Genomic DNA, 18,834 nt, shown 5'->3' with positions numbered 1-18,834 from the left:
CTCTTGTACCCACCCCTTTTCGAGCGAACGGTACTTTCGGCGCCTTAGATCGACTGAACGTGCCGTTCGCTCAAACAGGGGGGGCAGGCAGAAACAGGGGGCGGGCAAAAACAGGGGGCGGGCAAAAACAGGGGGCAGGCAAAAACAGGGGTGGTCTGCCCACAGCAGACAGGCGGGGCCGCGGCACTGCCGCGCCGGTAGGAATGGATTCATGACTACTGAAGCGCCCACCGATACCGGCTACCGTGACCTGTTGACAGACAGGCTCTTCCGACAGCGAACGATTCTGCTCACCGGCGAGGTCAACGACGCCATGGCCGAACGGGTGTGTTCGGAACTGGTGCTCCTCGCCACCACCGACCCCAAGCGCGACATCGTGCTTTACATCAATTCACCCGGCGGATCGGTGTTTGCCGGCCTGGCCATCTACGACACTATGAAGCTCATCCCCAACGACGTCGTGACGGTCGCGATGGGCTTCGCCGCCAGCATGGGCCAGGTGCTTCTCTGCTCCGGCACCCACGGCAAGCGAATCAGCCTGGCGCACAGCCGCATCATGATGCACCAACCTTCGGCGGGTATCGGTGGCACTGCGGTGGACATTGCGATCCAGGCCGAGAGCCTCGAGCTGATGAAGCGTCAATCGCAGGAAATCCTCGCCGCCGAAACGGGCCGGACCGTCGAAGAGATCGAGACCGACAGCGATCGGGATCGCTGGTTCACCGCCGAGCAGGCGCGCGAGTACGGAATCGTCGACCGCGTCGTGACGTCCTTCGCCGAGATCGCACCGCAAGCCACCTTCCCCAAGATCGGATTGTGACGTCATGTCCCAGTACACGATTCCCAGTGTCATCGAGCGAACACCAACGGGTGAGCGATCTTTCGACATCTTCAGCAGGCTGCTCAACGAACGCATCGTCTTTCTCGGCACAGAGATCGACGACGGCGTCGCCAATGTCGTGATGGCTCAGATGCTGCATCTGCAAGCCGACAACCCGGATCGCGAAATCGGTTTGTACATCAACTCTCCCGGCGGTTCCACCACGGCGATGCTCGCGATCTACGACACCATGCAGTTCTTGAAGCCGACGATTTCGACGTACTGCATGGGGCAAGCGGCTTCGGCTGCTGCAGTGCTTCTGGCCGCAGGCACTCCGGGCCATCGGCATGTTCTTGCCCATTCGCGGGTGCTGCTGCATCAACCGTCGACGCAAGGTAGCGGCACCATCTCGGACCTCGCGCTTCAAGCAGCCGAGATCCTGAGAATCCGGGAGCAGACCGAGGCGATTCTGAGTAAGCACACCGGTCAGAGCGTCGAGCGGCTCCGCAAGGACACCGATCGCGACAGGATCTTCACTGCCGACGACGCTATCTCCTACGGACTGGCTGACACCCTCATCGAAGGGAACTGATCAGGCTGCCATCAGGACGGGACCGGAGATCGGTGCGGGAGAATGTCCGAAGGTGAGGGAGTTGAGCGCAACGATCCTGTTGCCCGCTCGGAACAGCAGGTGCTCGAGCGGCATCCCGAGCGCTTCGCAGATGGCGCGCAGAATTTCCGACGACGGTTCCTTCTTGCCCCGTTCGATCTCGGAGAGGTACTGCTTCGACATCCCGACCTTTGCGGCTACGTCGTCGAGAGTTCGGTCCTGATCGCGTCTGACCTCCCGCAGCACTCGTCCGTAGGCTTCACGAATCAGCGGGGGTTTGCGCACGGCGACAGCCGGATCGGGGGGTTCCGACTCACCCTTGACCAGGACCAGTCTGCGCGGCGCATCCATAGGCCGAGTATTCCAGCCGACCGGTTCGCACACCACCCGGTTCACCGAGGGCTGACATCTAGTCCGTTCGAACACCACCGGCAAGAAACATCGCTCGAAGAACGAAGGTCGCCTCGGGTCCGATGATCTCACCGACCAGGCTCGTATAGCGGTCGACGAACTCGGGCCCGTGGGAGGCCTCGTCGGAAGTGGGGTCGCCGAGGTGGTGCGCAAGTTCGTGCAAGACAACGAATTCGCGTAGCGCCCACCGGCCGTCACGGTCGTCCGGGACGGCGATGACGTCGTTCGAGTAGTGAGCGGCGGCATTGCCGGCGCGGGAGCGTACGGACACCGGAATGGTTGCGCGAGGCCAGGTCGCGAGTACCCAGTTCAGTCCGAGTAGCTGATCGCAGTACGCCTGGACCGACTCCACGGAACCGAATTTGCGCTCGACCGGCAACGTGATGGTGGAACCCATGACCTCGACGCTCCGAAGTCCGCGCTCGTCGGCGCGATCGAACATGGTGCGCACCAACGTCTCTGCCTCGTAAACGGCGTTCCGCTGCGTATCCCTCACGAGTCGAGCTGCCCGCGCACCCCGCCGATCTCCGGAAGGTTTCCCAGACGTGCGGAGCGCGCCGCCCGATCACCCGCTCGTCGAGCATGCGAGGAATGCCCGGCACTCGCGCGGCCACCACCCCGCCACGTCCCGCGCGCTTTGGAGTTGGACGAGTAGTAGTCCTTGAGCTCGATTTCCTTGTTGCGCAGCACGAGTGCGGTTTCCGAAGACGACGTGGCAGATTCTGCGATCGCCGCCTTCTCCGTCTCCTGCTTCGTCTCGGCCAACCGAGCGCCGATGCGGGACGCGTACGCCATCTGGAAGTTCAGGCGCGCCGTCACTCCGGCCACCGGCTTGCGGACCTGCGTGTTGACGCGTCGTCGTCCACGAGTTTCGACGACGGTCCGCACGGATGTTTCGCCGCGGTACGCCCCGGAGCGCACGTACGCGTCGGAGTCACGGACCATCTGGAAGAGCAGGCTCGAGTACAGCGCTTCGCACACGTCGATGTCACCGGCGAAGCCGTAGGCGTAGATGACGGCCGACGTCTGCGCGATGTCGCACTGTACGTCGTTGGCAGCGGCGATCGCGATGAACAACTGGGCGTACGTTCGCAGCCCGCGCTTGCCCGGTTCGCCGATGGTGATGAGCCGCTGAGTGGGTGTGGCACGTTTTTCCGAGGACGCGGTGTGCGCCCGCGCGACCGCCAGGTCGATCGCGGAACCGGTGGCCAACCGCTGCGCGGCGGCCATGAAGGCTTCACCTTCGTGTGGATTGTCGGTGGACTCCGCTTGGCGAAGCAGCGCACCGATGCGGGTCAGCATCTTCTCCGAACTCACCGTGAAAGACTACGCTCGCGCGCCGACACGGACGTTTATGCTGCTAGCGCACACGCTCACCCTCAACTTGGATCGTCCGGCACGTTCCTGCCGGTAGAAGGGATCAACCCCGTCATGGCTTCAGTGACTTTCGAGAGCACCACCTGCCTGTTCCCCGGATCGAACACCCCGGCAGTGGACAAGCTCGACCTCGAGATCGAGGACGGCGAGTTCCTCGTCCTCGTCGGACCATCCGGCTGCGGAAAGTCGACCACCCTGCGCATGCTCGCCGGGCTCGAAGACGTCCACAGCGGGCGCATCCTCATCGGCGACCGCGACGTCACCGGTCAGGAACCGAAAGAGCGCGACATCGCGATGGTCTTCCAGAACTACGCGCTGTACCCGCACATGTCGGTGGCCGAGAACATGGGTTTTGCGCTCAAGCTCGCCGGAACCAACAAGACGGAGATCCGCGCCCGCGTCGAAGAGGTCGCGAAGATGCTCGACCTCGAGCCGTACCTCGACCGCAAGCCCAAGGCGCTGTCCGGTGGCCAGCGTCAGCGAGTGGCGATGGGCCGCGCCATCGTCCGCCAGCCGCAGGTCTTCCTCATGGACGAGCCCCTCTCGAACCTCGACGCGAAACTCCGTGTTCAGACGCGCACGCAGATCGCTCAGCTGCAACGACGCCTCGCGACGACGATGGTCTACGTGACCCACGACCAGGTCGAGGCCATGACGATGGGTGACCGCGTCGCCGTCCTCGAAAAGGGAATCCTGCAGCAGTGCGCCTCGCCGCGTGAGCTCTACAACAAGCCGAAGAACGTCTTCGTTGCCGGCTTCATGGGTTCACCCGCGATGAACCTGTTCACCCTCCCCGTCGTCGACGGCGGCGTCGCATTCGGTGACGGGATCGTTCCCGTTCCGCGCGAGACGATGAACGGTGTCGTCGAAACCGAGGTTGTTCTGGGTATTCGCCCCGAGCACCTCGAGATCGCCGCCGAAGGCTTGCCGATGGAGGTCGACGTCGTCGAGGAACTCGGTTCCGACGCCTACGTCTACGGACGCACCACGATCGGCGGACGGTTGCAGCAGATCGTTTCGCGTGGTGACTGGCGCAATCCGCCGCAGAAGGGCGAGCGCGTCAACCTGCGCGTCGACCCTGAGAAGGTGCATATTTTTGCCACCACCGACGGGCGTCGCCTGGGTTAGGTGGACCTGTCAAACGACACATGACCGATTCAGGTTCGGCGTAATACCCACAAGTAGGGGTGTCTCGTGCCACAGTAGGGGCCGATGCCGGGAGCCGGCACCCATGGCGCATGCCGTGAGCCGGCTCTCGGTGACCGTCTATTTGTCATACACATACGGGGAGCGAATCCATGGTTCTGAACTCGAAGGCGATGCGCCGCGCTGCAATTGCAGCCACGGCAGCGTCCATGCTGGTACTGGCAGGCTGCTCGTCCGATTCGGACAAGGACAGCGGAACCAGCACCACGGCCGCATCCGGGGGATCGTCCTCGAGCGAAGGCCGCGGACCCATCACGATCGTCGAGGGGCAGGATGCCCTGAACGAGGCGCTCGAAAACATCATCACCGACTGGAATGCGGAGCATCCGGACGAGAAGGTCACGCTCAAGCCGCTGGCCAAGGAAGCCAACGCGCAGGTCGACGACATCACCCAGCGCATGCAGGCCAAGAGCGACGAGTACGACCTCATCGGCGTCGACGTCGTCAACACCGCTCAGTTCGCCGCAAACGGCTGGCTGCTGCCGCTCGAGGGTGACCTCGCGATCGACGAGTCCGGCCTCCTGCCGTCGACCGTCGCGTCGGGCACCTACAACGGCAAGCTCTACGCAGCGCCGAAGAACACCAACGCCGCGTTCCTGTACTACCGCAAGGACCTCGTCGAGAAGGCTCCCACCACGTGGGCCGAGCTCAAGGAAAACTGCCCGAAGGCTGTCGAAGCCGGCATCTCCTGCTACATCGGTCAGTTCAAGAACTACGAGGGCCTGACGGTCAACACCACCGAGATCACCAACGCTTTCGACGGCCCGTGGGTCGGCCCGGACGGACTCACCCCGGCCATCGACGACAAGACGAAGGCAGGCGTTCAGTCGATCGTCGACAACTTCGCCGACAACACCATCCCGCAGGAAGCACTGACCTACTCCGAGGGCGAGTCGCAGACCGCGTTCGGTGACGGCAAGGCACTCTTCATGCGCACGTGGTCCGGCTTCTCGGTCGACGGTGAGAAGACCTCGGTTGCCGGCAAGTACGGCTACACCGTTCTTCCGGGTGTCGACGGACCGGGCGCTTCGACCGTCGGCGGCTACAACGTCGGCATCAGCGCGTACTCCGACGCGCCGGCAACGGCTCGTGACTTCCTCGAGTTCATGCAGACCAAGAAGTCGCAGACGTACTTCACCGAGGTCGGCGGCGCACCCGTCCTCTCGGCTGTCTACGACGACCCGGCAGTGCTCGCTCAGTTCCCGTACTTCGCGACCCTGAAGGAAGCACTCGCTACCGCTCAGCCGCGCCCCGTCACGCCGTACTACACGCAGGTGTCGAAGTCGATCTCCGACAACACCTACGCTGCTATTCGCGGCGAGAAGACCGTCGAGCAGGCTTTGGCGGACACCAAGGCCGGCATCGAAACCGCCGGTAACTGATCTACCAGGAGCAATAAGCAATGGCAGAACCGCAGGATCCTTCCGCGGCTGTGCCTACCAACCCCACGGTCGGGGCCGGTTCAACCGGTCCCGACCGTTCGGGCGTTGGTGGGAGACACCGTGCACCGGAACCGCTAGAAGAGCCGTCGGCATCCGAGGCAGCAGGGACATCCCTGACCAAGGTTCTGCCTGACCTTGCAGCTACTCCACCCCCACCGACCTCGCCCCCGCCTGCGTCGGCCGACAAGCCGAAGAAGCGTCGACGAGTTCCGGTGTGGGCGTTCGTCGCACCGTCGCTGATCGTTCTCGCCGTCATCATTCTGTATCCGCTCGGACGAGCGATCTGGATGTCGATGCACAGCGACGGCAAGAAGCTCGACCCCGAGACCGGCATGTTCGTCACCGGTCAGTTCACGTGGTTCGAGAACTACAAGAACTGGATCACCCAGTCCTGCAACACCGCCAACGGCTCGATTCCCTGCCCGCCCGGCACGCTCGGATCGCAGTTCTGGCAGTCGATCGGAAATACGTTCGGCTTCACCGTCGTCACCGTTCTGCTCGAGACGGTGATCGGTCTGTCGATGGCGCTGATCATGGCCAAGACGTTCCGCGGCCGCGGTTTGCTCCGCGCTTCCGTGCTGATTCCCTGGGCCATCCCCACCGCCGTCACCGCGAAGCTCTGGTTCTTCATCTTCGCCAACGACGGCATTGCCAACAAGATCCTCGGCACCAACATCCTGTGGACGGCGGATCCCTGGCCGGCACGATTCGCGATCGTCGTCGCCGACGTCTGGAAGACCGCGCCGTTCATGGCGTTGCTGATTCTCGCGGGTCTGCAGATGATTCCCGCCGACGTCTACGAGGCCGCCAAGGTCGACGGCGCGACGGCCTGGCAGCGATTCCGCATGATCACGCTTCCGCTGGTCAAGCCCGCACTCATGGTGGCGGTGCTCTTCCGCACGATGGACGCGCTGCGCATGTACGACCTGCCCGCGATCATGATGGGATCCAATCCCGCCACCTCCACCATCTCGGTTCTGGTGGTCGATCAGATGCGCGTCGGCGCCAATTCGGCGTCGGCACTGTCCACCATCACGTTCCTCATCATCTTCGCTGTGGCCTTCATCCTGGTCCGATTCCTCGGAGCCAATGCGGTCAGCACGCAGGAAAAGCAGCGGAAGGGGGAGCCGGTATGAACAAGGCACTACGCGGCAAGATCGGCACCTACATCGGCGTCGTACTGATCATCGTGTGGGGACTCGCTCCCTGCTACTGGATGATCGTGACGGCGTTGCGCGACCCGGCGGACACGTTCTCGACGTCGCTGTGGCCGACCAATCTCACGCTGTCGAACTTCACCGCGGCGCTCGATCCCGACGCGAAGGTGAACTTCACCCGGGCACTGATGAACAGCCTCATCATCGCGGGTGCGACCACGCTGATCGCCTTGGTCATCGGTGTGTTCACCGCCTACGCGCTCTCGCGATTCGATTTCCGTGGCAAATACTTCGTCACCGGAATCATCCTCGGCGCGTCCATGTTTCCGGTCGTCGCCCTCGTGACCCCGCTGTTCCAGTTGTTCACCGACATCGGCTGGATCGGCAGCTACAAAGCGCTGATCATCCCGAACATCTCGTTCGTGCTGCCGCTGACGGTCTACACGCTGACGTCGTTCTTCTCCGAACTTCCGTGGGAGCTCGAAGAAGCGGCGCGTATCGACGGCGCCACCCGTGGCCAGGCGTTCCGTCTGATCATGCTGCCGCTCGCCGCGCCGGCACTGTTCACCACCGCGATTTTGGCTTTCATCGCAACGGTCAACGAGTACCTGCTTTCGCTGCAACTCTCGAGTGACAAAACCGCGCCCGTCACGGTGGCGATGGCCAAATTCTCCGGAACCGACCCATTCGTCACGCCGTACACCTCGATCATGGCCGGCGGAACCCTTGTGATGATCCCGCTGGTCATCATGGTTCTCATCTTCCAGCGACGCATCATCGCCGGTCTGACCGCAGGCGGCGTCAAGTCGTGATGCGCGCCTGCGCGCGGTTTCGATGAGGCGGGCTTCGCGCGCCCAGCGCATGGAGCTGATCGCCGGCTTCATCTCGGTCTTCGCCCTCATGGCGTTGATCGGCGCTGTGGTCGCGATCGTCAAGGGCGACCCCGGCGTGATGCCGTCTTTGGTGCTGCTCGGTTGCGTCGTCGCTCTCGGGCTGGCGTTCCGCGGATATCGGAACGCGGTCCGAGCAGAACGTCGCGAGTAGCCAGCCCGGTAGGGTGACATTTCGGTATCGCAGTTGCCGGGAGTTATCTGATCGAGATATCACCCTGGTGGAATGGTGCCGGTAAGTCCGGATCCACGACCGGGAGTGTTGAGTGAGTCCATCGAACAGATCGAGTGCGACGGGTGGCGATCAGTCGTCGGCTCGATCGGGCAAGTCGGCTAATTCCCCACGGTCGAGCAAGTCGGCCAAGCCGGAGAAGAAGCAGCGCTCCAAGTGGCGGTACGTCCGGCGGACCATCTACGTTCTCGTGCTCCTGATGATCATCGTGCCTGCGTCGGTTTTTGCTGTCGCGTACAGCCGGACCGATGTCCCGCGCCCCTCGGACATGCAGACCAATCAGGTGTCCACCATCTACATGGCCGACGGCACGACCGTGCTCGGCAAGGTGGTGCCGGCGGAGGGAAACCGCACCGAGGTCGCGTTGTCGGCCATTCCGATTCACGTCCGCGATTCGGTGCTCTCGGCGGAGGATCGCAACTTCTACACCAACCCCGGCTTCTCGATCTCCGGATTTGCTCGCGCTGCCCGAGACAACGTGATGGGCAAGGAAAGCGCCGGCGGTGGCTCGACGATCACTCAGCAATACGTGAAGAACGTCTTGGTCGGTGACAAGCGCAGTATCGACAGGAAGCTGCGTGAGCTTGTCATCTCCGCCAAGATGGCGCGCGAATGGTCCAAGGACGACATCCTTGCCGCGTATCTCAACACCATCTACTTCGGTCGCGGTGCCTACGGCATCGCCGCCGCGTCGAACGCGTACTTCGACAAGCCGGTCAGTGAGCTGAGCGTCGAGGAAGGCGCAGTTCTCGCTTCCGTCATCCAGAGCCCGTCGTTCCTGGACCCCGAGACCAATCTGTCCGCGCTGCAAGCGCGCTGGGACTACGTTCTCAACGGCATGGTGGAACTGGGCAGCCTGACCAAGACGGATCGCGACGCGATGCAGTTCCCGGCTGTCGCCCCCGCCAATCGGCCGACCGATCTGAACCAGGCGCCCGGACCCGAAGGCCACATCAAGACTCAGGTACTCAAGGAACTGGCCGAGGCCGGTATCAGCGACCAGACGCTGAACACCGCTGGTCTGCAAATCACGACAACCATCGACCCGGTTGCGCAGGAAGCTGCGCTTGGCGCCGTCAAGCGGAATCTCGACGGTGAACCCGAAGACCTGCGGACCGCAGTAGTGTCCATCGACCCCAAGACCGGTGGCGTCGACGCCTATTACGGCGGTGACGACGGAGCCGGCTTCGACTACGCCCAGGCGCCACTGCAAACCGGTTCAGCGTTCAAGGTCTTCGGCCTGGTCGCAGCATTGATGGAAGACATTCCGCTGTCCGCACGGTTCGACAGTTCACCGCTCACGATCAACGGTGTGACCATCGGAAACGTCGGCGGCGAATCCTGTGGTCGATGCACCATCGCCGAGGCACTCAAGCGTTCGCTGAACACCAGCTTCTACCGGTTGATGCTCTCGATGGAGAACGGTGCCCAGAAGATCGCCGACGCCGCCCATCTGGCCGGCATCCCCGAACAGATTCCCGGACTCGACTACCCGACGCTCACACAGGAGGGTGGCCCGCCGGAGAACGGAATCGTGCTCGGCCAGTATCAGTCTCGTGTTATCGACATGGCATCCGCGTACGCGACGCTCGCCAACTCCGGTGTGTACCAGCAGCCGCACTTCATCCAGAAGGTCGTGACGGCCGAAGGTGAAGTCCTGCTCGATCGCCCGGTCTCTCCCGGTGAGCGTCGTCTCGATGCTGCCGTTGCCGACAACATCACGCAGGCAATGCTGCCGATCGCGTCGTACTCGAACGGTCACGCGCTCGCCGGTGGACGCCCGTCTGCTGCCAAGACCGGCACCGCGCAGTTGGGTGACACGGGGCAGAACAAGGATGCGTGGATGGTCGGTTACACGCCGTCGCTGTCCACCGCGGTGTGGATCGGAACTTCCGACGCGCAGGCCATCACCAACTCCTACGGCGGCTTGATCTACGGCTCCGGAGTGCCTGCGGACATTTGGAAGAGCACGATGGACGGCGCGTTGAAGGGCTCCGACTGGGAGAGCTTCCCGTGGCCCGATCCCATCGGCGGGCAGGCCGGCGTTCCCGCCAACTCCGGTGTGACCTCGGGTGACGGGACGGGCACACCCACGACGGGCGCGGCCGCTCCCCCAGCGCCCATCGAGGTGCCCGGCCTGCCGCCGATCGAAGTGCCGCAGCTTCCCCAGTTGCCGCGTCAGATCGAGATCTTGCCTGGCATCGTCATCCCGCTACCGGGCTGAGCCGCAGCGCTCGATTTCCGGCTCTCAGGCCTGATCGTCGAAGAGGCCGAGCTGGGTCGGCGCTGCATCCTTGGCGGGAAGTACAACGACGCGCAGTCCGCGCCTGAGGTTGCGGATCGCGTGCGTCCACGCGCGCTTTTCGCCCGCGCACAGGTCGGTGTCGTCGTCCTTGCGCCGGATGGACTCGGTCAACGCCTCGTGCCAGGCCGTCTCCTGCTCCTGGCTGATCCTCAGGTAGTCGAGAATGGTGTCGCGGTCGTGCTCACAGATCACGGCAACCTCTTCGGCGCTGAGCTCGCCCGTTCCGTCCGCGTCGAGTTCGAGGAGCGCCATGAGCGCCGGAGGAAATTCGTGGCACTCGTGTGATTCGTATTCGGCACCGGGATCTTCGTGCTCGGAGGCCATCCCGTCGTTGAAGGCGGTGTCTCCGGTAGCGCGAATGGGTTGCCCGCCCAGTTCTTCGGCGAGTTCGTCCGATGCTTCGGCCAATTCGGCGAACGAGCGCAGAGCCCGGAGGAGGTGCTCGGCGACGAAGGGTGCGCCGTCCACCCGCACAACGCCCAGCACACTCTGCTCGACGAGAATGAGTTTGATGGTCGGCCACTGCCGATTGAGCTGGGCGAGAACAACAGCAGCGTTATCGAGGTTTTCCACCGAATGCACGACCCGCGAGAACACCTCCACGTACTCGTCGTCCTCGAGGACACGAACATAGGTGACCTGCTCACCGCGGACGAGCGGGATGTCGCCGTCGTCGTCACGCTTGGGTGGATGGCCGAGAAGGCGTTCGACGGCCCCGTCGACCAGGATCCGCAGCATGTCACCCGAACCCGAGGGAGCGTGCGACGGCGTCGTGGCGAACGCCGGCGTCGACTCGCGTCCACTGGTGCTGGCACGCAGGAACGACGGGTGCGCAATGCTCCACATCTCGCGGAAGACACGCAACACCTTTGTCACCAGTTCCTCGGGACGAGTGCGGTCGACGTCGATGTAGAAGGACATGGACCCGTTGCCCTCGGGCTCGTGCTCGCACAGATCGGGAGCGCTGAACCCCATGTCGAGCAGCGCTGAATGGTCTTCCGGTTCGAGCATCCGCAGTGGATGCAGAAACCTGTTGGAAGGGACTTCACAGCGCACGGAGGTCTGGTTCCACGCGAAGAACTGGATGCACGCGGGTGCGTCTGCCAGTTCGTCCATGCTGTCGTAATGCGACTCCACCACGAGAGTGTCGTCGTCCTCCATCACGGAGATGTAGCGAGCGAGATGAGTCTCGAAAGTAGTCCAGGCACTCAGGATTTCCAGATCGAAAGTATTGTCCGACATCGTCGCTCCTCTGGTCCGGGGGGCGCATGGGGCCCTACCGACGACTCGCCGAAACCCCTGCTTTTCAAACCCCGCCTACGACGGTAGTCCCGGGGTCCGACAGTGACAGTGTTCGTAGGATCCGAAGCGACCGTGTTTCCAGTCAGGGGATTATCTTCCGAGCCTGCAGATTGGCGAAGATGTCGAGGAACATCGCTTCGGTGTCGACGTGGCGGTGAAATCCGAACCGCCGAGCTTTCGATCCGTCAGCGAAAAAGTCGTAGTCCCATCCGAATACGAAGTCACCGAACCCCCAGGACGAGACATCGGAGTACGGGGTCCGAGCAAGTTGGTGTTCCTCGACGAGTTCATCCCACACCGACTCCTTGTCCGCCATTGCGACATCGAGGGACATCGGGAGCGGAGGTGCGACGTCCATGTCGAAGAAGGCTGCGATCTTCGGCCACATTTCCTGCCAGCGAAACAGGTCGCCGTTGTTGATGTTGAACGCCTGATTTGCGCACTCGGGATTGGTCGCGGCCCAGACCGTTGCTTCGGCCAGGAGTCCGGCGTCGGTCATCTCGATCAAGCTGGTGTACGCGCCGGGCTTGCCGGGGAATCGGAGTGGGACACCCAGTTTCTTCGAGATGGTCGCGTAGACGGCGATGACCATCGCGAGGTTCATCGGGTTGCCCAACGCGAATCCGGAGACGACCGAGGGTCTGATCGCCGACCACGTCCACGACTTGCCGAGCTGCCTGCGTTCGAGGAACTGCTGTTGGTCGACGTTGAACTCGGGTGGCATGTGCGGTGGATCGCTCTCGCGGGCCGGAGTTTTGAACGGTCCGAGATGTGCCCCGTAAACCTTGTAGCCCTGCATCAGGCTGACGTGCTCGAGTCCGCCGGCAACGGGTTCGATGGCGTCGAGAGTGTTGACCAGCATCGCCAAGTTGGGCGGAACCAGCTCGGCCCATGTCGGGCGGTCTTGATAGGCGGCGTAGAAGACGTGGGTGACGTCGTCCAGTCCGCTCAGTGCCGCTGCAGTCCGGGAAGGATCGAGCAGGTCGACTGCGATGTGTTCGACCCGGTCGGTGTTCGTGCCGCCTCGGCGCGAGAGTCCGATGATCTTCCATTCGCCGGTTGATTCGAGGTGATCGATCAAGTTCCCACCGATCACACCTCGGGCTCCGACCACGAGTGCGACTTTATTGTGATGCACCATTTCAGCCTCCCATTGGAATATCGCGATGTTGCGATATGGGGAGTGAACCATATATATCGGTATTTCGCGATCTAGCGGTATGATCTCGAGCATGGAAGACGCAACAACCGAGTGGGAAACGGCGTTCAAGGCGCTGGCCAACCCGATGCGTGTACAAATCCTGCAGTGGTTGAAAGACCCCGGGAGCTTTCCCCCTCAGCTCGAGCCTGCCGAGGAGGTCGGAGTGTGCCTCAAGCACATACAAGCGAGGGCGAAGGTGTCGCAATCGACTGCGTCTCAGTACATGGCCGCACTCCAGGCTGCGGATCTGGTCACCACCACACGAATCGGCCAGTGGAGGCATTACAAACGAAACGAGCAACAGATCGAGAAGCTTGCTGCATTCATCAGGCAGGGCTTGTAGGTACCAGCACCTGACCGATCCCTCCGGAACCGCGGACGTTGTGGCAAAACCTCACATCGCCGGAGCCGTCGGTATGTGCATTGTGGTCGTTTCTCGGGTTGCTCGCGGTCCTTACGCTCGGCAGAGGAGTCCGGCGAGGAGAGGCATGCGATGAGTCGTGAGAGCTGGGTGGGCCGTGATGCCCGATCCATCGCCGAAGCCGTGCGGTCGGGTCAGGCGTCGGCGCGGACCGTCGTCGAAGATCATCTCGCACGGATCGACGAACGTAACGGCGAACTCAACGCACTGGTCACCGTGTGCGCCGAGGACGCGCGTGCGGCCGCAGACAGCCTGGACGAACGTCGCCTTCTCGGCGAGACACTCGGCCCCCTTGCCGGGGTTCCGTTCACGGTCAAGGACTTGATCGCTACTGCCGGCGTGCGTACCACCGCCGGTTCTCGCACTCTGGCGGACAACATACCGGCCGTCGACGCCCCGGCCGTTGCAGCGTTCAAGGCTGCCGGCGCAATCCTGATCGGCAAGACCAACACGCCGGAATTCGGCGCGTGCGGCCTGACGCGCAACGAACTGTTCGGAACCACGGCCAGCCCGGTGCGACCGGACGGCGTCGTCCGGTCCCCCGGCGGATCGAGTGGCGGCGAGTCCGCGTCGGTTGCTGCCGGAATGAGCGTGCTCGGACTCGGTACGGATTTTGGTGGCTCGGTGCGTTGGCCCGCCCACTGCACCGGCCTCATTTCGGTTCGCCCGACGCTCGGCCGTATCGACCCGGAAGGGCAATACCCCGGCGTGCTTTCGGATGGACGGGTACTCGCCAATCCGGCGACGATGCACGGCACGATCCAGACCATCGGCCCACTGGCCCGCAACCTCGGTGATGCGACGCTTGCGCTGCGCGTCCTGTCGAAGCCGTATCTCGCGTGGACCGAGTCGGAGTCGGTCGACGTCGAACACCTCGACATCCGCTGGGCACCCGGCGAGGGAACCATGCCTGTCGACGAAGAAATCCTGGCGGCGGTTCGCTCGGTGGCGAACAGCCTGGACGCGAGTGAGTACGACGGTCTGGCTCTGCCGCGGGCCAACGCGCTTTTCGGCGCGTTGCGATCGGTCGAGACCCATGCGGACATCCACTCTCTCGCCGCAGGTTCAGCGCACTCTTTCGACGCGGACATCACCGCCATGCTTGCGGCAGGCCATGATCGGAGTTCCGCCGAGGTGGAAGCGCTGTGGGCGGATCGCGCGGTGTTGATCACCGACTTCCTCGGCGAGGTGGGCGACGTCCTGATTCTGCCGGTTGCGTCGGTGCTCGCTCCGCCGCTCGGTGTGGAGAGCTTCGAGGTGGGCGGTCGCGAACTCACGTGGATGGACGCGCTCGCGAGTTGCCGGGCGATCAGTGTGCTCGGCCTTCCGTCGGTCGTGGTTCCGGTAGGACTCTCCCGCGACGGTTTACCGATCGGAGTGCAGGTGGTGGCGCGACCGTTCCACGAGCACGTTGCGCTGTCCGTGGCGGCGCGAATCACGTCGAATGCGCAAGCTCTAGTCTGACTTCCATCTTTCGGTTTCGGCTGCGAAACGTGTTGCGTACGAGTCGGCCAGGTCGTGAAGCGTGGTGACGCAGTCGCCGTAGTACGTCGGTGCATGCATGGTAGCCAGAATCCGCGGCTCGAGGTCGGCCAGGGCGCGGATCGTGGGTTCGAGATCCGGGGTGAGGCAGGTGGCGTGGCCCAAGTCCTCGGCTTCCAAAGCGGGACCGACGATTTCGTGCTCGGTAGTCGCGGGGTGGTGCCCGAACGCAGTGAAGAGATCTCCGCAGAACAGCGTGGACGTCGTCTCCTCGAACATCAGGCCCGCGTCCCAACCGTGCGGGACGTGCGGGGTGTCGATGTGCCGAACGCGGCGCCTGCCGGTTTCGAGTACGTCGCCGTCCTGCAAGGGAAGTGGCGCCCGATCGGCCAGATCGTTGACCTGAACGAAGCACCCCATCGCGCCGTGCGCCACTTGTGCTTCGGGGGCCGCCGCAAGCCAGGAGTTCATGGACCCGCATTCGTCGGCCTCGACGTGACCGAACGTGATCCATTTCAGACGGTTGATTTCGATCAACGTGGAGAGTGCGTCGGAAGCTGAGGTGAACAACGCTCGCTGCCCGGTGTGGAAGAGCAGGGGTTCCTCGCCGTCGACGAGAAACTGGTTCATCGTGAGGTTCGCTTCGTCCACGAAGGTCGACAGTCGGTAGATGTCCGGCGCGATTTCGGTGATCGTGGTGGTCATCGCTGTGCTCCGATCAGGGCTGTTGTACACGTCAATCTGTCTTCTCCAGCCTTCTCGCCGCCCCGCGCCTGCACAAGGCTCTGGAATAGTGGAGGACGTGTTCGTACTACTGCTGACAGGCCCGCCGGGCGCGGGGAAGAGTTCCGTGCTGACCGCGCTTCACGATCGACTCGGTGAGGCCGGGGTGAGCAACGCGATGATCGAGGTGGACGAACTCGAGCGGTGCTACCCGCCGCTGGGAACCGAGCGGGCAATCGCACACGTCGGGATGTTGTGCGCGTCGTACCGGGAAGCGGGGTACGAACTCCTGTTCCTCACGGCGACCGTCGAAGACGACGACTACGGGCATGCCTTGCTGGCCGCGACCGGCGCCGAGGGGCACCTGCTGGCGCGCCTCGAGGCCGATCCGGATACGTTGCGCACCAGAATCGTCGAACGTGAACCGACCGGCTGGGCCGGGCTGGACGGTCTGGTGGAAGCGTCACAACTGCTGGCCGGTTCGATGCCGACGCTCAGTGGGGTCGACGTGGTTCTGAGCACAGAAGGCCGCGATCCCGAAAGTGTTGCCGATGATCTGGAAGCGGCTCTGCGAGAACGCAGTCCAGCGCTCTTAGCTGTCGGTGTTCAGAGCGGTGACCACTGAAGCGAACATCGTCGACTTGATTGCCCCAAGTGTGCCCGCATTCTTCGGGCCGATCGGTGCAACCATTTCGATGGCCTTGGCGGTCAAAGCGTCGACGGATGCGGTGAAGTCCACCAAACCGGCTGCGAATGCGTCACTTCCGCCGTATCGCCGCCCCGTGGTCATGGCGACGATTGCCGACGCCGGGCTGAGCTTGGCCTGGATGAGAGCTGCCATTCCTTCGGTGAAGGGGATGTTGATGTCCACCTCCGGGAAGCAGTAGTAGCCGCGATCATCGCGCATGACGCGGTAATCGTGCGCGATGCCGAGCATGGCGCCCGCTCCGAAGGCGTGGCCGTTGATCGCCGCGACGGTGGGCATGGGGAACGTCAGCATCCGGGCGAACAGCGACTGGACTTGCTGCACATACCACTTCGCCTTGTCGCCGTTCGCGCCCAGCCAGTCGAGGTCGAGTCCGTTGGAGTAGAACTTGCCCGTTGCCGTGGTGACCAGGGCATGTGCGCCTTCGCTTAAAGCCTGGTCGAGCAGCTTGTCGACGGAATCGAGCCAATCCGGCGAGAATCGATTCTCGTCTTCGCCGAGATCGAGAACGGCGATCTTGTCTTCGAAGCGCAGAGTTGCGGTCATGGTTGGCCTTTCCTGTTGCGGGGCTTGGGCAGTGGTGGGTCGAGATGCAGAACCGCTCGAACGGCGGCATCCAACCGCGCGCGCGCTGCGGCGTCGGGGACTCGCCAACCGTCGGCGCGTTTGGCGGGATGAATGAGCAGTCCGGTAGGCAGGCCGACAACACAGGCTTCGATTGCTTCGACGGCTCGGCCGTCCTTGCGGCCCCAGAGCGCGGTCGACAACCGGATGAACAAGTCGACCAGAGACCGGTCGAGTTGTGTGAGTTTCTCGGCGATGTCGGCGGGGACGTCGGTGCCGAGCAGTTCGTCGCGCTGAATCGTCAGCAGCAGCAACGCGGATTGTGGGTAGTCGAGCGCGAAGACGGCCGGAACTTCGGCGGCTGCGACGACGGCGGAAACCGCGGAGGTCGGCGCGGGGTCCGCGAGAGCGTCGTCCACTCTCGATTGCTGAAGGGCGAGAAATCGTTGCGCGGCACGCAGCCATGCGCTACCGACCAGTCCACTGCGAGAGCCGAATGCGTGATAGATCGCCCCGTTGGATACACCGGTGGCGTCGGAGACCGCCCTGACCGTGACAGCGCTCGGCCCGGCAGTGGCGGCAAGTTTTTCGGCAGCGTCGAGCAGCGTGTCGAGATCGTGGACGCGTGGCCGAGGCATGAACGCACAGTAACAGAGCGTCTGCTCTGTTACTAGTGTGCGGTCAGATCACCGAATTTGCGCGAAGATCCTCGATCTCCTCCGGGTGCAGGCCGAAGTCGGTGAGTACGTCGTCGGCGTCACCGCCGAGAGTCATGGGTGGCGCATTTCTGACGGGAAGGGTCTTGCCGTCCACCCAGAACGGTCCGCGGACAACGGGAATCGATGTTCCGTCGGCGCTCTGGGTCTGCTCGACCATCTGCAATGCCTCGACCTGCGGGTCGGAGAACACCTGATCGATCGAATGAATCGGGCCGCAGGGGATTCCGGCACCGCGGATCTCGGCGATCCACTGTGCCGCGCCCTTCGTGGTCAGTAGGTCCTCGAGTTCTTTGGTCAGTTGGTCTCGGTGCGCCAAACGTTCTTTACCCGTGGCATATTCGGCACGGAAGGCGAGATCGGGGTCGCCGATAACCGAGCACAGCGCGATCCAGTGCTTGTCCGAGCCGGTGGCAATGTTGATCGGGAAGTCGGCAGTGTCGAAAGCGCCGTACGGCGTGATCGTCGGGTGCGTATTGCCGTTCGGCGTCGACACCCGCCCGGTGCTCAGGTAGTCCTGCGCCTGGAAGGTCATGATCGAGATCGCGGATTCCAGCAACGAGGTCTGCACGCGGTGCCCACGACCGTCGCGTCCGCGCGAAGCCAACGCCGCCGTGATACCCAGCGCCGCGTAGATGCCCGAGACCGTGTCGATGATGGGGATACCGACCCGCATCGGGGTCTGTTCCCCGGCGCCGGTGACCGACATCAACCCGGACATGCCCTGGGCCACCTGATCGAGTCCGGGCGCGAACTGGTCCGGGCCCACCGGGCCGAAACCACTGATGCTCATCACGACGAGACCCGGATTCTCCTGCTCGAGCGAATCGGGATCGAGCCCCATGTCGGCCAGCACTCCCGGACGGAAGTTCTCGACCAGCACATCCGCGTCGAGGGCCAGGCTGCGAAGCAGTTTCCGCCCGCGGTCACTGCGCATGTCGATGGCGATCGACCTCTTGCCGCGGTTCACGGAAGCGAAGTAGAGGCTTCGATCGCCGTCGAACGGCGGCCACTGACGCGAACTGTCGCCGGAGCCACGGGTTTCGACCTTGACCACGTCGGCGCCGAAGTCCGAGAGCAGCGACGTGCACAGAGGGCCCGCGAGAGCGCGGGTGAGGTCGAGAACTTTGATACCGCTGAGCAATTGGTCCATGGGAGAAACCTCGGTTCTGTGGTGTGCAACGTCGCCCACTCGATCCGTCGCACCATCTGCGTGAATTACCGCTGCAGTGATCGTCGGAGAGGGGAAGAATGAAGGTCAGGCCTGCT

General features: G+C 63.4%; 20 protein-coding genes. 11 read left to right on the top strand and 9 right to left on the bottom strand.

The features are described 5' to 3' along the window. Nucleotides 1–211: 211 nt before the first annotated feature. A complete protein-coding gene (locus tag ACKAMS_RS11150) occupies nucleotides 212–820 on the top strand; it encodes a ClpP family protease (RefSeq protein ID WP_020909763.1) in 609 nt (202 codons plus the stop codon). 4 nt (nucleotides 821–824) lie between these two features. Next, nucleotides 825–1,412, top strand: a complete 588-nt coding sequence (locus tag ACKAMS_RS11145; RefSeq protein WP_003945993.1) for an ATP-dependent Clp protease proteolytic subunit — start codon at nucleotides 825–827, stop codon at nucleotides 1,410–1,412. Here the strand turns inward: ACKAMS_RS11145 and ACKAMS_RS11140 are convergent, their stop codons facing one another. From ACKAMS_RS11140 to ACKAMS_RS11130, 3 genes are read right to left on the bottom strand one after another with little or no spacing between them, the layout of a single operon-like run. Beyond that, complete coding sequence (locus ACKAMS_RS11140; RefSeq protein WP_408989038.1) at nucleotides 1,413–1,781, bottom strand: helix-turn-helix domain-containing protein; 369 nt, start codon at nucleotides 1,779–1,781, stop codon at nucleotides 1,413–1,415. It lies immediately after the preceding gene. A 58-nt stretch (nucleotides 1,782–1,839) separates the two neighbouring features. Beyond that, nucleotides 1,840–2,337 (bottom strand): TIGR04338 family metallohydrolase, encoded by a 498-nt coding sequence (locus tag ACKAMS_RS11135; protein WP_020971418.1) that lies wholly within the window; start codon nucleotides 2,335–2,337, stop codon nucleotides 1,840–1,842. Beyond that, on the bottom strand, nucleotides 2,334–3,158 hold the full coding sequence (locus ACKAMS_RS11130; protein WP_024487897.1) for a DUF2786 domain-containing protein: 825 nt from the start codon (nucleotides 3,156–3,158) through the stop codon (nucleotides 2,334–2,336). Before ACKAMS_RS11130 ends, ACKAMS_RS11135 begins: the two co-directional genes overlap by 4 nt. Nucleotides 3,159–3,272: 114 nt before the next feature. Here ACKAMS_RS11130 and ACKAMS_RS11125 point away from each other — a divergent pair, with 114 nt between their 5' ends. The 6 genes from ACKAMS_RS11125 (at nucleotide 3,273) to ACKAMS_RS11100 (ending at nucleotide 10,369) form a co-directional block, all read left to right on the top strand. Further along, on the top strand, nucleotides 3,273–4,346 hold the full coding sequence (locus ACKAMS_RS11125; protein ID WP_003946073.1) for an ABC transporter ATP-binding protein: 1,074 nt from the start codon (nucleotides 3,273–3,275) through the stop codon (nucleotides 4,344–4,346). Between the two features lie 170 nt (nucleotides 4,347–4,516). Then, entirely contained in the window at nucleotides 4,517–5,806 is a 1,290-nt protein-coding gene (locus tag ACKAMS_RS11120) for an ABC transporter substrate-binding protein (RefSeq protein WP_003946022.1), read from the top strand. Nucleotides 5,807–5,826: 20 nt separating this feature from the next. Continuing rightward, the gene (locus ACKAMS_RS11115) at nucleotides 5,827–7,002 is read left to right on the top strand and encodes a carbohydrate ABC transporter permease (protein WP_020971415.1); all 1,176 of its coding nucleotides are present in this window, start codon (nucleotides 5,827–5,829) and stop codon (nucleotides 7,000–7,002) included. Next, the gene (locus ACKAMS_RS11110) at nucleotides 6,999–7,835 is read left to right on the top strand and encodes a carbohydrate ABC transporter permease (RefSeq protein WP_019746113.1); all 837 of its coding nucleotides are present in this window, start codon (nucleotides 6,999–7,001) and stop codon (nucleotides 7,833–7,835) included. The genes ACKAMS_RS11115 and ACKAMS_RS11110 overlap by 4 nt, the downstream gene beginning before the upstream one ends. A gap of 22 nt (nucleotides 7,836–7,857) precedes the next feature. Further along, nucleotides 7,858–8,067, top strand: a complete 210-nt coding sequence (locus ACKAMS_RS11105) for a hypothetical protein (protein ID WP_019746112.1) — start codon at nucleotides 7,858–7,860, stop codon at nucleotides 8,065–8,067. 112 nt (nucleotides 8,068–8,179) lie between these two features. After that, the gene (locus ACKAMS_RS11100; RefSeq protein ID WP_041815441.1) at nucleotides 8,180–10,369 is read left to right on the top strand and encodes a transglycosylase domain-containing protein; all 2,190 of its coding nucleotides are present in this window, start codon (nucleotides 8,180–8,182) and stop codon (nucleotides 10,367–10,369) included. 24 nt (nucleotides 10,370–10,393) lie between these two features. Here the strand turns inward: ACKAMS_RS11100 and ACKAMS_RS11095 are convergent, their stop codons facing one another. Both ACKAMS_RS11095 and ACKAMS_RS11090 read right to left on the bottom strand, forming a co-directional pair. Then, nucleotides 10,394–11,692, bottom strand: coding sequence for a T3SS (YopN, CesT) and YbjN peptide-binding chaperone 1 (locus tag ACKAMS_RS11095; protein ID WP_020971414.1), 1,299 nt, complete (start codon nucleotides 11,690–11,692; stop codon nucleotides 10,394–10,396). Nucleotides 11,693–11,834: 142 nt separating this feature from the next. Beyond that, nucleotides 11,835–12,893: an SDR family oxidoreductase gene (locus tag ACKAMS_RS11090; protein ID WP_019746109.1), complete on the bottom strand. Its 1,059-nt coding sequence runs from the start codon at nucleotides 12,891–12,893 to the stop codon at nucleotides 11,835–11,837. Nucleotides 12,894–12,984: 91 nt separating this feature from the next. Here ACKAMS_RS11090 and ACKAMS_RS11085 point away from each other — a divergent pair, with 91 nt between their 5' ends. Together ACKAMS_RS11085 and ACKAMS_RS11080 are read left to right on the top strand one after the other, a co-directional pair. Beyond that, on the top strand, nucleotides 12,985–13,296 hold the full coding sequence (locus ACKAMS_RS11085) for a helix-turn-helix transcriptional regulator (protein ID WP_007735219.1): 312 nt from the start codon (nucleotides 12,985–12,987) through the stop codon (nucleotides 13,294–13,296). A gap of 150 nt (nucleotides 13,297–13,446) precedes the next feature. Continuing rightward, nucleotides 13,447–14,838, top strand: a complete 1,392-nt coding sequence (locus ACKAMS_RS11080; RefSeq protein WP_408989037.1) for an amidase — start codon at nucleotides 13,447–13,449, stop codon at nucleotides 14,836–14,838. Here the strand turns inward: ACKAMS_RS11080 and ACKAMS_RS11075 are convergent. Continuing rightward, the gene (locus tag ACKAMS_RS11075) at nucleotides 14,830–15,561 is read right to left on the bottom strand and encodes an MBL fold metallo-hydrolase (RefSeq protein WP_046379674.1); all 732 of its coding nucleotides are present in this window, start codon (nucleotides 15,559–15,561) and stop codon (nucleotides 14,830–14,832) included. The genes ACKAMS_RS11080 and ACKAMS_RS11075 overlap by 9 nt on opposite strands. Before the next feature lie 97 nt (nucleotides 15,562–15,658). Here ACKAMS_RS11075 and ACKAMS_RS11070 point away from each other — a divergent pair, with 97 nt between their 5' ends. Continuing rightward, nucleotides 15,659–16,204 carry a hypothetical protein gene (locus tag ACKAMS_RS11070; RefSeq protein WP_269586544.1) on the top strand — a complete coding sequence of 182 codons (546 nt, stop codon included), beginning with the start codon at nucleotides 15,659–15,661 and terminating at the stop codon, nucleotides 16,202–16,204. Here ACKAMS_RS11070 and ACKAMS_RS11065 read toward each other — a convergent pair. Genes ACKAMS_RS11065 through ACKAMS_RS11055 form a run of 3 tightly spaced genes read right to left on the bottom strand, consistent with a single transcriptional unit; the run spans nucleotide 16,172 to nucleotide 18,718 of the window. Next, nucleotides 16,172–16,831, bottom strand: a complete 660-nt coding sequence (locus ACKAMS_RS11065; RefSeq protein WP_046379672.1) for an enoyl-CoA hydratase-related protein — start codon at nucleotides 16,829–16,831, stop codon at nucleotides 16,172–16,174. The two genes, ACKAMS_RS11070 and ACKAMS_RS11065, sit on opposite strands and share 33 nt — an antisense overlap. Further along, nucleotides 16,828–17,487, bottom strand: a complete 660-nt coding sequence (locus ACKAMS_RS11060) for a TetR/AcrR family transcriptional regulator (protein ID WP_408989036.1) — start codon at nucleotides 17,485–17,487, stop codon at nucleotides 16,828–16,830. The genes ACKAMS_RS11065 and ACKAMS_RS11060 overlap by 4 nt, the downstream gene beginning before the upstream one ends. Nucleotides 17,488–17,530: 43 nt before the next feature. Further along, nucleotides 17,531–18,718 (bottom strand): CaiB/BaiF CoA transferase family protein, encoded by a 1,188-nt coding sequence (locus ACKAMS_RS11055; RefSeq protein ID WP_408989035.1) that lies wholly within the window; start codon nucleotides 18,716–18,718, stop codon nucleotides 17,531–17,533. Nucleotides 18,719–18,834 lie beyond the last annotated feature (116 nt).

It is taken from the genome of Rhodococcus sp. 5A-K4 (assembly GCF_046097995.1).
GTDB classification, from domain to species: Bacteria; Actinomycetota; Actinomycetes; order Mycobacteriales; family Mycobacteriaceae; genus Rhodococcus_F; species Rhodococcus_F erythropolis.
Note: the sequence above shows the minus strand (reverse complement) of the source record. Positions and strands in the feature narration are given on the sequence as shown.